Annotated in this window: 9 protein-coding genes and 1 pseudogene; 1 reads left to right on the forward strand and 9 read right to left on the reverse strand. The window is 74.4% G+C overall.

The genetic code is table 11. The features are described from left to right. Positions 1–180: 180 nt before the first annotated feature. From ABEB13_RS31755 to ABEB13_RS31795, 9 genes are all read right to left on the reverse strand, one after another. Entirely contained in the window at positions 181–1,386 is a 1,206-nt protein-coding gene (locus tag ABEB13_RS31755; RefSeq protein WP_345708231.1) for a phosphotransferase, read from the reverse strand. Between the two features lie 54 nt (positions 1,387–1,440). Continuing rightward, on the reverse strand, positions 1,441–2,637 hold the full coding sequence (locus tag ABEB13_RS31760; RefSeq protein WP_380230645.1) for a nitric oxide synthase oxygenase: 1,197 nt from the start codon (positions 2,635–2,637) through the stop codon (positions 1,441–1,443). A gap of 168 nt (positions 2,638–2,805) precedes the next feature. Continuing rightward, the gene (locus ABEB13_RS31765; protein WP_380230682.1) at positions 2,806–4,233 is read right to left on the reverse strand and encodes a sugar porter family MFS transporter; all 1,428 of its coding nucleotides are present in this window, start codon (positions 4,231–4,233) and stop codon (positions 2,806–2,808) included. 146 nt (positions 4,234–4,379) lie between these two features. Continuing rightward, the gene (gene egtD / locus ABEB13_RS31770) at positions 4,380–5,351 is read right to left on the reverse strand and encodes an L-histidine N(alpha)-methyltransferase (RefSeq protein ID WP_100887635.1); all 972 of its coding nucleotides are present in this window, start codon (positions 5,349–5,351) and stop codon (positions 4,380–4,382) included. 12 nt (positions 5,352–5,363) lie between these two features. Then, entirely contained in the window at positions 5,364–6,110 is a 747-nt protein-coding gene (egtC, locus tag ABEB13_RS31775) for an ergothioneine biosynthesis protein EgtC (protein ID WP_345708233.1), read from the reverse strand. Further along, positions 6,110–7,438 carry an ergothioneine biosynthesis protein EgtB gene (gene egtB / locus ABEB13_RS31780; RefSeq protein ID WP_380230646.1) on the reverse strand — a complete coding sequence of 443 codons (1,329 nt, stop codon included), beginning with the start codon at positions 7,436–7,438 and terminating at the stop codon, positions 6,110–6,112. Before egtB ends, egtC begins: the two co-directional genes overlap by 1 nt. After that, positions 7,432–8,400, reverse strand: coding sequence for a glutamate-cysteine ligase family protein (locus tag ABEB13_RS31785; protein ID WP_345709891.1), 969 nt, complete (start codon positions 8,398–8,400; stop codon positions 7,432–7,434). Before ABEB13_RS31785 ends, egtB begins: the two co-directional genes overlap by 7 nt. Then, the gene (locus ABEB13_RS31790) at positions 8,364–8,705 is read right to left on the reverse strand and encodes a hypothetical protein (protein WP_345710020.1); all 342 of its coding nucleotides are present in this window, start codon (positions 8,703–8,705) and stop codon (positions 8,364–8,366) included. Before ABEB13_RS31790 ends, ABEB13_RS31785 begins: the two co-directional genes overlap by 37 nt. Before the next feature lie 153 nt (positions 8,706–8,858). Continuing rightward, positions 8,859–9,986: an aminotransferase class I/II-fold pyridoxal phosphate-dependent enzyme gene (locus ABEB13_RS31795; protein ID WP_345708234.1), complete on the reverse strand. Its 1,128-nt coding sequence runs from the start codon at positions 9,984–9,986 to the stop codon at positions 8,859–8,861. A gap of 494 nt (positions 9,987–10,480) precedes the next feature. Here ABEB13_RS31795 and ABEB13_RS31800 point away from each other — a divergent pair. Next, a pseudogene (locus ABEB13_RS31800) lies at positions 10,481–12,654 on the forward strand (glycoside hydrolase family 6 protein). Positions 12,655–12,692 lie beyond the last annotated feature (38 nt).

The following is a 12,692-nucleotide window of genomic DNA, read 5'->3' on the forward strand; positions in this document are numbered from 1 at the left end:
TCGCCGCCCCCGCCGGTGCCGCCCTCGCCGGTGCCGCCCGGCCGCCGCCCACCGGCGCCGGGGACGGCCCGGTGCCGGTGAGGCCCATGGCCGCCACGCTATCGGCGCCGCGGGGCCCGTGCTTCTCGATTCCTGACCGGACGGTCGGCCGTGCCGCGTGCGGAGGGTGTCGGACCGGCCCTACCCGGCGGTGTCCTGCGCGGCGGCCGCGAGCGCCCGGCGGACTTCGTCGGCCGGGTCGTCCTCGTGGTAGACCCGCTCGCTGAGCTCGATGCCGTCCAGGAACTCCTGGTACCGCACCGCGTACGCCAGGTGCATCAGCGGCCGCGCGAGGTCGAGCGCGCGCAGCGGGTCCGACCCCGGCACCGCCGCCGACCAGGCGCCGGCCCACACCGCGCGCACGTCCGCCCAGCGCTCGGGGCGGAGGAAGGCCCGCGGTCGCAGGCCGTCGAAGGCCGGATGGCCGTGGTGGGCGTCGGAGAAGTCCACCACCACCGTGCGCTCGCCGTCCGCGCGCCAGTTGCCCGGGTGGAAGTCGCCGTGCACCAGGGTCTCCGGGAGCCCGCAGGCCTCCAGTGCGGCGATCCGGTCGGGCAGCCGGTCGAGGAGGCGCTGCGCGGCGGTGCGCTCGTCCGCGGTCAGCGCGTCGATCCGCGGCAGCAGCAGCGCGACCTGCTCGGCGAGCCGGTGCGGCGAGCCGTCGCGCAGGCCGTGGTCGGTCACGCCGGCCAGCCGGGCCTGGGCCGCTACCGTCCGGGCCACCGCGCCCAGCATCGCGTCGTCCGGCAGCCCCCAGCAGTCCACGCCGGGGACGTGGTCGAGCAGCAGCTGGCCCGGTGCCGAACCGAGCACGGTCGGGACGAGCCCGCCGTCCACCGAGGCGATCAGGGCGATCGGCCCGGCCTCGTCCGCCCCGAACGGCGGCGTGGTCTTCAGCCAGACCGGCCCGTCCGCGGTGGGGATGCGCACCAGCCCGGAGAGGTTCCAGGTGCGCAGCTGCTCGACCGGGCCGGTGGCCGGGCGCCCGGCCACCCGCAGCGTGGCGCCGGCCCAGTCCAGGGCGGCCCGCAGCCCGTCGGCCCGCGCCCAGGCGGCGCGCAGCGGGTCCTCGGTGAGCTGGACGGTGCCGTCCGCGAGGGGGAGTTCAGGGCGTTGTACTGCCTCGGCGTGGTAGACGACGTGCCCGCCCGAGCAGCCCTCGCCGCCGGACGCCCCGACCAGCCGCAGCACCAGCACGGGCACCTCGAGCCGCTGCTCCAGCTCCCGGGCGACCGGTGCCACGTCCTGCCAGCGGGCGGTCGGCACCGGGAACGGCCCGACCTGCCCCAGGCGTTCGCCGTCGAGGGTCACCACTGCTGTCACCGTACGTGCTGCGCTGTCGTCCACCCGCGCATTGTCATGGCGCCGCAGCCGATGCGCCACCGGATTTCGGACGGCGGGTCACCAGGGCGGCCGGGCCAGGAAGGCGGGCCGCTGGGCCGGGTCCACCGGGTCGTAGTAGCGGTGGTAGACGGGTGTCAGGCCGCCGGAGACGGGCGGCACGATCCAGCTCCAGTCGGCGGGGGTGGGCCGCCCGAGCCGGCGCTCGCGCGCGATGTGCCGCAGGAACCGCTCGGACTCGGTGTGGTGGTCGGCGATGGTCACGCCGGCGGCCTGGAAGGAGTGCAGGACGGCGATGTTGAGCTCGACCAGGGCGCGGTCGCGCCAGAGCGTCCGGTCGCTGGAGGTGTCGAGCCCGAGGCGGTCGGCGACGGCGGCGAGCATGGCGTAGCGGTCGGCGTCGGCGAGGTTGCGGGCGCCGATCTCGGTGCCCATGTACCAGCCGTTGAACGGCGCCGCCGGGTAGCGGATCCCGCCGATCTCCAGCGTCATGTCGCTGATCGCGGGCACCGCGTACCAGCGCAGCCCGAGGGCGCCGAACCAGCGGTGCTCGGGGTGGGTCAGCGGCACCTGGAGGGCGGCGTCGTCGGGCACCTCGTACCAGCGGGGTTCGCTGCCGGGCCCGGTCTGGACGAGCAGCGGCAGGACGTCGAACCGCTCGCCGCCGCTCTTCCAGCCGAGTGCCCGGGCCCGCGCGGCCAGGTCGCCGCCGGCCGGGTCGCCCGTCCAGCCGCCGTCGGCCTCGCGGTAGCCGGCGTACCGGACGAGCTGCTGGTTGAGGATCCGCGCGGCCGGCCGGCCGGGCCGGTCGGGGGCGAAGACGGTGATGGTGGGCCGGATCCGGCCGCCGTTGGTGGCGGCCCGCAGGTGGTCGAAGCAGGCCTCGGCGACGGCGTCGGGATCCTCGACGTGCCGCAGGTCGCGCACCACCAGGCTCTGCCAGTAGAGCCGGCCGATGCAGCGCGCCGCGTTGCGCCAGGCGACCCGGGCGCCGAAGGCGAGCTCGTCGGGGGTGTGCCGGTAGCCGCCGGTGCGTTCGAGGTCGGCGAGGACCTGGCGGACCCGGTCCGCCGGGTCGCCGGCCGCGGGGTGCTCCCGGTGGTACTGGCGGACGAAGGCGACCGCCAGTCCCGCGACCGACCCGGCCGTCGGCTCGGGCGGCGCGGGCGGCGCGGGCGGTGCGGCGTGCTGGTGGGCGTAGGGGCAGGCCCCGGCGGTGGCGGCGGGTCTGCGCGTGCGAATGCGGCTGAAGATCAAGGACACATCCCTCCCGGATCCATGGGTACCGGATGTGTCCGGGCGGGCGCGCAGAGTGTGCGAATCGGCCCTACGCCCGAGCCCAACGGCGCTAGGGTGGCCCGACGCGCACGAGGGCGCCCGCCGTGCGGCGGGCGCCCTCGTGGACCTGTGCTGCCGCTCGGGCGGTCAGCCCATGTCCTCCAGCCGGACGCCCTTGGTCTCCTTCATGAAGCGGGCCACGAAGGGGATCGACAGCAGGGCGAACGCCGCGTAGACCGCGTAGGTCGCCGACAGGTTCCAGCGGGACATCGCCGGGAACGACACGGTGATCGCCCAGTTCGCCACCCACTGCGCGGATGCCGCCACCGACAGCGCGGCGGCCCGGATCCGGTTGGGGAACATCTCGCCGAGCATGACCCAGACCACCACGCCCCAGGAGAGCGCGAAGAACAGCACGAAGAGGTTGGCGGCCACCAGTGCCACCGTGCCCTGGAGGTCGGGCAGCGTGACGTTGTCGCCGCTGCCGGTCGCCGAGGAGAACGCCCAGGCGGCGGCGCCCAGGCTGACCGCCATGCCGGCCGAGCCGATCAGGGCGAGCGGCTTGCGGCCGATCCGGTCGACCAGCAGGACGGCGACCACGGTGCCGGCGATGTTGATCACCGAGCCGACGAAGCTGATCAGCAGCGAGTTGCTCTGGTCGATGCCGACGGACTGCCAGAGGATCGACGAGTAGTAGAAGATCACGTTGATGCCGACCAGCTGCTGGAACACCGACAGCCCGATGCCGACCCAGACGATCGGCAGCAGGCCGGCCCGGCCGCCCAGCAGGTCGCGGAAGCGCGGCCGGTGGTCCGAGGCGATCAGGCCCCGGATCTCGGCGATCCGGCCCTCGGTGTCGGCCTGCTCGCCTTCGACCTCGCGCAGCACCCTGCGGGCCTCGTCCAGCCGGCCGGCCGAGATCAGGAAGCGCGGCGACTCGGGGATCGCCGCCGCCAGCACGAAGTAGACCACCGCCGGGACGACGCAGATGCCGAGCATCCACTGCCAGGCCTCCAGCCCGAGCAGCGTGCCACGGGTGTCACCGCCGGCGGCGTCCGCCAGCAGCCAGTTCACCAGCTGGGAGATCGCGATGCCGAGCACGATCGCGGCCTGCTGGAAGGAGGCCAGCCGGCCGCGGTACCCGGTCGGTGCCACCTCCGCGATGTAGGTGGGGGCGATCACCGAGGCGATGCCGATCGCGGCGCCGCCGAGCACCCGCCAGCAGGCGAGGTCCCAGGCGGCGAACGGCAGCATGGAGCCGACCGCACTGACCGCGAACAGCACGGCGGCCGCCTTCATGACCCGAATGCGGCCGTACCGGTCGGCGAACCGGCCGGCGAGCGCCGCGCCGACCGCGGAGCCGAGCAGCGCGGAGGAGACGATCAGCCCGGTGGCGCCGTCCCCGATCCCGAACCGGTCCTGGATGCCGGAGACGGCGCCGTTGATCACCGAGCTGTCGTAGCCGAACAGAAAGCCGCCGAGGGCGGCCGCGGCCGTGATGAAGACCACGAACCCCAGTCGGTCGGGGGCGGCCTGGGCACGCTCCGCTGCGGGTTCTCGGGTGACGCTCACGATCGGACTCCTGGGTACTCAACACTGAGAGAGGCGTCGAGATCGTAACCCGCTTCTCTTCATCACTTGTACGCAGGATCCGATAGATGGGACAAAACGTCGATCACTGACTTCATTGATCGAAGGATTGAGCGGCCCCCGGGGGCCGGTCAGACGGGCGTGGCGAGGGACAGCCCGAAGCGCCCGGAGCCGTCCGTCCACCACTCGGTCAGCCGCAGGCCGGCCGCCGCCAGCTCGTCGGCCACCCGCTCGCGGCGGAACTTCGCGGACACCTCCGTCCGCAGCTCCTCGCCTGCGTCGAAGTGCACCGGCAGGTCCAGCGCCGGGATCTTCACGGTCTGCGCCCGCCGCGACCGCAGCCGCATCTCGATCCACTCCCGGTCCGCGTCCCAGAGCGCCACGTGCTCGAAGGCGTCCGGGTCGAAGTCGGCGTCCAGCTCGCGGTCCAGCACGTTCAGCACGTTCTTGTTGAACTCCGCCGTGACGCCGGCCGCGTCGTCGTACGCGGCCACCAGCACCGCCGGGTCCTTCACCAGGTCGGTGCCCAGCAGCAGGGCGTCGCCCGGCTCCAGCGCGCCCCGCAGGGTGCGCAGGAAGGCGGCCCGCTCCTCGGGGAGGAAGTTGCCGAGCGTCCCGCCCAGGAAGGCCACCAGGCGCGGCCCGCCGCGCGGCGGCAGCCCGAGCCCCTTGGTGAAGTCGGACAGCACGGCGTGCACCGCGAGCCCCGGGTACTCGGCGGTCAGCGCGTGCCCGGCCGCGTCCAGCGCGCTCTCGCTGACGTCCACCGGCACGTACGTCTCCAGCGTGCCCAGGCCGCGCAGGGCGTCCAGCAGCAGCCGGGTCTTCTCGGAGGACCCGGACCCGAGCTCCACCAGCGTCCTGGCCTTGGTCAGCACGGCGATCTCGGCGGCCCGCGCGGTCAGGATCTCCCGCTCGGCCCGGGTCGGGTAGTACTCGGGCAGCCGGGTGATCTCCTCGAACAGCTCGCTGCCCCGCGCGTCGTAGAACCATTTCGGCGGCAGCCACTTGGGACTCGCCGTCAGGCCGCTGCGCACGTCGTGGCGTAGCGCGTGGCTGAAGTGGTCGGCGGGCAGCAGGCGGGTCAGGTCGTAGGTGCTCACGGCGTGTCGTCCTTACGCGTCGGGGCTGTCGATGGGATGGACGGTGATGCCCGCCGGGGTGGCGAGCAGCAGGCTCCGGTCGGGGACCTCGGTCCAGCCGGGGGCGTCGTCGTACGGCTCGGAGGCGACCACGACGCCCGGGCCGGACCGGTGGAACAGCGTGTCGCCCCACGCGGTCGCGGCGATCGAGGAGCCGTCGGTCAGGAGCAGGTTCAGCCGGGCCGGGCCGTACTTCGCGGCCTCCCGGACGGTGTCGGCGAGCGCCTCGCCGAGCTCCGCGCCGGCCTGCAGTCGGGCCTGCACCAGCGCCCAGAGCAGGGCCGAGTCGCTGCGCGCCTCCAGCGCCATCAGCTCGGCGGCGGGCAGCGTGGCGGCCAGCGGTCCGTACGCCGCGGGCCAGCCGGGCAGTGCGCCGTTGTGGCTGAACAGCCGGCGTCCGTCGGTGAAGGGCGCGGCCGCCGCCTCGCCGGGGGCGCAGCCCGCGGTGGCGGAGCGGACGGCGGCCAGCAGGGCCCGGGTGCGCACCACCCGGGCCAGGTCGGCGAAGGCCTCGTCGGCCCAGACCGGCCCGGCCCTGCGGTAGCGGGCCGGCCGCTCGTCGCCGTCGGCGTACCAGCCGAGGCCGAAGCCGTCCGCGTTGACCGTGCCGTACCGTTGGCGGCGGGGCGCCCAGGACTGGTGCACCAGCGCGTACGGCGGCTCGGCCAGCACCGCGCCGGGGGCCAGCGGCTCGCCCAGGTAGGCGAGATGGCGGCACATCAGGCGCCCTCCTGGTCGCGGGCGGTGCGGAAGCCGGCGAAGATCTGCCGGCGGACCGGGTAGTCCCAGTTGCGGAAGGTGCCCCGGCAGGCGACCGGCGCCACCGCGAACGAGCCGCCCCGCAGCACCTTGTACTCGGGCCCGAAGAACACCTCCGAGTACTCCTTGTACGGCCAGGCCCGGAAGCCGGGGTAGGGCAGGAAGTCGCTCGCCGTCCACTCCCAGACGTCGCCGATCAGCTGCCGGGCGCCGCAGGGCGCCTGACCCGCGGGGTAGCCGCTGGCCGGGGCCGGCTGCAGGTGCCGCTGGCCGAGGTTGGCGTGCTCGGGGCCGGGCGCCGCGTCGCCCCACGGGAAGCGGCGGGAGCGGCCGCTCGCCGGATCGTGGCGGGCGGCCTTCTCCCACTCGGCCTCGGTCGGCAGCCGCCGCCCGGCCCAGCGCGCGTAGGCGTCCGCCTCGTACCAGCTGACGTGCAGCACCGGTTCGTCGGCGGGCACCGGCTCGGTGCCGCCGAAGCGCCGGCGCAGCCACTGGTCGCCGTCGCGGCTCCAGAACAGCGGGGCGCCGAGCCCGGCGTTCGTCCGGTGCTCCCAGCCCTGCGGCGTCCACCAGCGCGGGTCGTCGTACCCGCCGTCGGCGATGAAGGCCTGGTAGGCGCCGTTGGTGACGGGCGCGGTGTCCAGCCAGTAGGCGGGCAGGTCGACCCGGTGGGCCGGCCGCTCGTTGTCCAGTGCCCACGGCTCGGTGTCGGTGCCCATGGTGAACGGCCCGGCCGGCACCAGGACTTCGGCCGGAAGGCCGGTCGCATCGGCCGGTGCCGCAGGGGGCGGGGGAGCGGCCAGGACGGCTGCGCCCGCGCGCAGCTGGTGGGTGGCGAGCATGGTCTCGTCGTGCTGCTGCTCGTGCTGGGCGATCATGCCGAAGGCGAAGCCGGCGTCCAGCAGTGGCGCGCCCTCCAGCGGGCTGGCCTCCAGCAGGTCGAGCACCCGGCCGCGCACCTCGTGGGCGTAGCGGCGGGCCTCGGCGGGCGGCAGCAGCGGCAGGCTCGGCCGCTCGGCCCGGGGGTGTTCGAACGCGTCGTACAGCGGGTCGATCTCCGGGTGCATCGGGTCCCGGCCGCCGACGTTGCGCAGCAGCCAGAGCTCCTCCTGGTTGCCGATGTGCGCGAGGTCCCACACCAGCGGGGACATCAGTGGTGAGTGCTGCGCCGTCAGGTCGGGCTCGTCCAGGCAGTCGGTCAGGCCGGCGGTGCGGGCGCGGGCGGACTCCAGCTCGGCGGCGATCAGCTCGCGCAGCAGCGCCGGGTCGGTGCGGTCGGCGTTCAGCACGGTGCGTCCTCCTCGACGGCGGGGCGGCGGCCGGCCCGTACGGCGTCCAGCTGGTCGTCGGCGGGGCAGCGGCCGCGTGCGGGGTAGCGCTCGGCGTAGTCGGTCAGGGCGCGTCGCAGCGGTTCGGTGCCCGGGCGGCGGGCCAGCGCCCGTTCGGCGGCGGCGAAGCAGCCGAGGGCGGCCCGGCGCAGCTCGGGGTCGGCGGTGGCGTGGGTGGCGGCCCGTCGCCAGAGGCTGTTGCGCGGGGCGGCGGGCGGCTTGCCCCGGCCGAGCGGCTCCACGGCGGCGGACGCGGCGTCGGCCGCCTCCGGGTCGTCCAGGAGCGCGGTGACCAGGGCGAGCGGCACGAGCCAGCCGTCGCCGGGCTGGGCGTCGATCATCCGCAGCTCCAGGTGGCCGCGGGGCCGGACGGGCGGGAACAGCGTGGTGCGGTGGTACTCCAGGTCCGCGAGGGTGGCCGGGCGCTCACCGGCGCCGCGCAGCCAGTCGCGGAAGGTCAGCCCGGCGGGCGCCGTCCAGGGCACCGGGTCGGGGCGGCGGACGCAGAGCACCTCGGCGTCCAGCACGTACCGCGCCCAGGCCTCCCGGGGGTCGCCGTCGGCGGGCGGGGCGAGCGTGCGGCTCGGGTCCATCCGGGACCACACCACCTGGCGGCTGGACCGGAACCCGGTCGGCCGGCCGTCCAGCAGCGGGGAGTTGGCGAACGCGGCGACCAGCACCGGCCCGAGCCGGTGGAGGAGGTGCCAGCGGGCGGCCACGGCGGGCTCGGTGCCCGCGTCCACGTTGACCTGGACGGAGGCGGTGCCGGTCATCATGATCCGGCCCCAGGGCCCGGACCGGTCGAAGAAGGTCTCCATGGCCCGGTACCGGGGGTGTTCGGCGAGCATCCGGCGTTCGCGCCGCAGCGGGTCGGTGCCGGTGCCGGTCAGCCGGAGCCCCTCGGCGGCGAGTGCGGTGCGCAGGGCGGCCTGGTCGCGCCGGAGGTCCTCGGCGCAGTCGGCGGGGGAGGGGAGGGCCGGGAGCTGAGCTCGACCTGGCCGCCCGGTTCGCGGGTGAAGCGGGAGCCGGCGGGGAACCGCGGCCCGTCGGGGTGGTCCGGGAGGGCCGCCAGTGCGGCGGCCGTGCGCGCCGGGTCGACCGGTGCCTCCGGACATCGGGTGTCGTGGACGAACCACTCGGCCTCGACGCCCACCAGGGCGGGTGGCCCGATCTTGAAGCAGATGCCGGCCAGGTGGGTCTCGGCGGATGCCTCGGTCAGCGGTGTCACGCTCGGTGTCGGCACCGGCAGATCGGCGGTGCACTGCAGGTGGACTGGTATCACCGGACTCACCATCCCTCGGTTCGCGATTGCGGCCCGGTCTTTCCTGCTCAGTCTGCTACGCGTCAAACATCGCCGCCGCTTCACGCAGGTCAAGGCATGTCATGTGCGCGTCAATCGAGCGAGTGCCGTCGACAGGACGGTGAGCGGCAAGCCGTAGTTCAGCCGCAGGCCACCGCGGCCGCCCGGTCCGAAGTCGATCCCGTCCGACAGCTCGACATCACGCTCCGTCATCGCCGTGGCCCTCGCCCGTTCGGGTGGCAGACCCAGTGCCGCCGCGTCCAGCCACAGCAGGTACGACGCCTGCGGACGCACCACGACGGCCGGCCCGAGCGCCGCCAGCGCCATCTCCCGGGCGGCCACCAGGTGCCGCAGCAGCCCCTCCAGCCACTCCTCGCCCTCGCCCAGCGCCGCCCGCTGCACCACCTGCTCCAGCAGCCCGCCCTCCCACAGGCCGTACCCGGCCATCACCTCCAGCAGCCGCCCGCGCAGCGCCGCGTCCGGCACCAGGGCCCAGCAGCTCGGGATCCCGGAGGTGTTGAAGGTCTTGCCGACCGAGCCCAGGGTCACGGTGTGCAGCGCGGCCTCCCCGGCCACCGCCACCGCCACCGGGTGCCGCAGCCCGTGGTCGGGGTGCACGAGGTCGGCGTGCACCTCGTCCGAGACCAGCAGCCCGCCCTCGGCGGCCGCGATGCCGGCCAGCGCCCGGACCTCCGGGGCCGTCCAGAGCCGCCCGGAGGGGTTGTGCGGGCTGCTCAGCAGCAGGGCGCCCGGCCGCAGGGCGGCGAACGCCGCCACCGGCAGCCGGTAGCCCCCGCCGGACGGCTCCAGCGGCACCCGGCGCAGCGGCAGCCCGGCCGCCGCGCACAGCCCGGCGAAGCCGCCCCACTCCGGGTCCGCCGTCACCACCGGCCGTCCCGGGCCCGCCGTGCCTGCCGCCGTCAGCAGCAGCCGCAGCGCCGTCCTGGGCCCGAACGGCAGCAGCAGCACCCAGTCGGGATCCACCGCGACGCCGTGCCGCCGGCGGTACCAGTCCGCCACCAGCGCCCGGCCGTCCGGGTCGGCCACCGTGTACCCGTACGCGGGGTGGCAGGCCCGGGCGGCCAGGGCCGCGCCGATCGCGGGCGGGCCGGGCAGGTCCAGGTCGGCGAGTCCGAGCGGGATCCGCCCGGCGCCCGCCCGGGCCCACTTGCTGCTGCCCGTCCCGCTGCGGTCGAACGGCTCCAGCACGGCTGCTCCCTCCGGACGGCTGCGACGTGCGCTCCCACCGGCCACGCTACGGGAGCGAAGGGCCTGATGACGGCTCGTCAGGGCGGTGCGGCCGCGTTCGGTGCTTGGAGGAAGGGCCGCGCGGCGCGCCGGGCGGAGGCTCGCCGAGCGGTCAGGATTGAAAGGGGAGCGCTCCCACGAACCATGTGGGATTCAGGAGTTGAAGTCTGTCAGAGTCCTTGACGAGGCTCCGCCTTCATGGCTTGATATGCGTGAGCTCAGGGACTGCCCCGCAGCGTGGGGCGTGGTCGCCGCCGCTCCGACGATCCGTCAAGCACCCCCAAGAGCCGCACCATCGACGCATCGTCGAGTGTCAAATAAGTGGGAGCGCTCCCACATACTGCACTGCACTTCTGGGTCCGTCCCCCACCCGAAAGGATCCCGTCCGTGCCATCCCCCTGTTCAAGCGCCTGCGCACGGCCGCGGCCGCATCCGCGGTCGTTGCCGCCGCCGTCGTGCCCCTCGCGGCCGCTTCGACGGCCTCGGCCGCCACCAAGCTGGACAACCCGTACACCGGCGCCAAGGTCTACGTGAACCCGGACTGGTCGGCGAAGGCCGCCGCCGAGCCCGGTGGTTCGGCCGTCTCCAACCAGCCGACCTTCGTCTGGCTGGACCGCATCGCCGCCATCTCCGGCTCCTCCGCGGCCCGTGGCCTCAAGGCCCACCTGGACGCCGCCGTCGCCCAGGGCGCGAACCTCGTCCAGCTGGTCATCTACGACCTGCCCGGCCGCGACTGTGCCGCCCTCGCCTCCAACGGCGAACTCGGCGCCACCGAGATCGACAAGTACAAGACGCAGTACATCGACCCGATCGCGGCGATCCTCGCGGACCCGGCCTACGCCAACCTGCGGATCGTCAACGTCATCGAGCCCGACTCGCTGCCGAACCTGGTGACCAACGCCGGCGGCACCGCCGGATCCACCGACGCCTGCGCCACCATGAAGGCGAACGGCAACTACGAGGCAGGCGTCGGCTACGCGCTGCACACCCTCGGTGCGCTCTCGAACGTCTACAACTACATCGACGCCGCGCACCACGGCTGGCTCGGCTGGGACAGCAACATGACCCCCGCCGCCCAGGAGTTCAAGAAGGCCGCCACCACCGGCGGCGCCACCGTGAACGACGTCACCGGCTTCATCGTCAACACCGCGAACTACAGCGCCCTGACGGAGCCGAACTTCAAGGTCACCGACTCGGTCAACGGCACCACCGTGCGCCAGTCCAAGTGGGTCGACTGGAACCAGTACGTCGACGAGCTGAGCTATGCCCAGGCGCTGCGCACCAACCTGATCGGCCAGGGCTTCAACTCGAACATCGGCATGCTGATCGACACCTCCCGCAACGGCTGGGGCGGCACCGCCCGTCCGACCGCCGCGGGCCCGCTGACCTCCGTGGACGACTACGTCAACGGCGGCCGCATCGACCGCCGCATCCACGCCGGCAACTGGTGCAACCAGAGCGGTGCGGGTCTCGGCGAGCGGCCCACCGCCGCGCCCGCGACCGGCATCGACGCGTACGTGTGGGCCAAGCCCCGGGCGAGTCGGACGGCGCGAGCCAGGCCATCGCGAACGACCAGGGCAAGGGCTTCGACCGGATGTGCGACCCGACCTACACGGGCAACGGTCGCAACGGCAACAACCTGACCGGCGCGCTGGCGAACTCGCCGCTCGCGGGTGACTGGTTCTCCGCGCAGTTCCAGCAGCTGCTGGCCAACGCCTACCCGCCGGTCAACGGCGGCGGTGGCACCACCGACACCACGGCGCCGACCGCTCCGACCGGCCTGGCCTCCTCGGCCAAGACCGCGACCAGCGTCTCGCTCTCCTGGACGGCCTCGACCGACAACGTCGGCGTCACCGGCTACGACATCTACCGGGGCACCACCCTGGTCGGCTCCTCGACCACCGCGAGCTTCACCGACACGGGTCTGACCGCCTCCACGGCGTACAGCTACACCGTCAAGGCGAAGGACGCGGCGGGCAACGTCTCGGCGGCCTCGGCGGCGCTCTCCGTCACCACCTCCGCGGGTGGCACCACCGACACCACGGCGCCGACCGCTCCGACCGGCCTGGCCTCCTCGGCCAAGACCGCGACCAGCGTCTCGCTCTCCTGGACGGCCTCGACCGACAACGTCGGCGTCACCGGCTACGACATCTACCGGGGCACCACCCTGGCGGGCTCCTCGACCACCACGAGCTTCACCGACACGGGTCTGACCGCCTCCACGGCGTACAGCTACACCGTCAAGGCGAAGGACGCGGCGGGCAACGTCTCGGCGGCCTCGGCGGCGCTCTCCGTCACCACCTCCGCCTCCTCCGGCGGCACCGGCGCCGGCTGCACCGCGACCTACACGGTCTCCAGCGACTGGGGCGCGGGCTTCAACGCCAACGTCACCGTCACCAACACCGGCACCACCGCGATCTCCGGCTGGAAGGTCACCTGGACCTTCGGCGGCAGCCAGCAGATCACCAACCTGTGGAACGGCACCCTCGCCCAGTCGGGCCAGTCGGTGACCGTCACCAACGCGGGCTACAACGGCGCGGTCGCGGCCGGCGGCAACACCAGCTTCGGCTTCGGCGCGAGCAACTCGGGCGCCAACGCCGTTCCGACGCTCACCTGCACCGCGAGCTGATTCCCGGCACCAGCCGACACCTCCGCGGCCCGCACCAC

Source organism: Kitasatospora paranensis, assembly GCF_039544005.1.
In the GTDB taxonomy this organism is placed as follows: Bacteria; Actinomycetota; Actinomycetes; order Streptomycetales; family Streptomycetaceae; genus Kitasatospora; species Kitasatospora paranensis.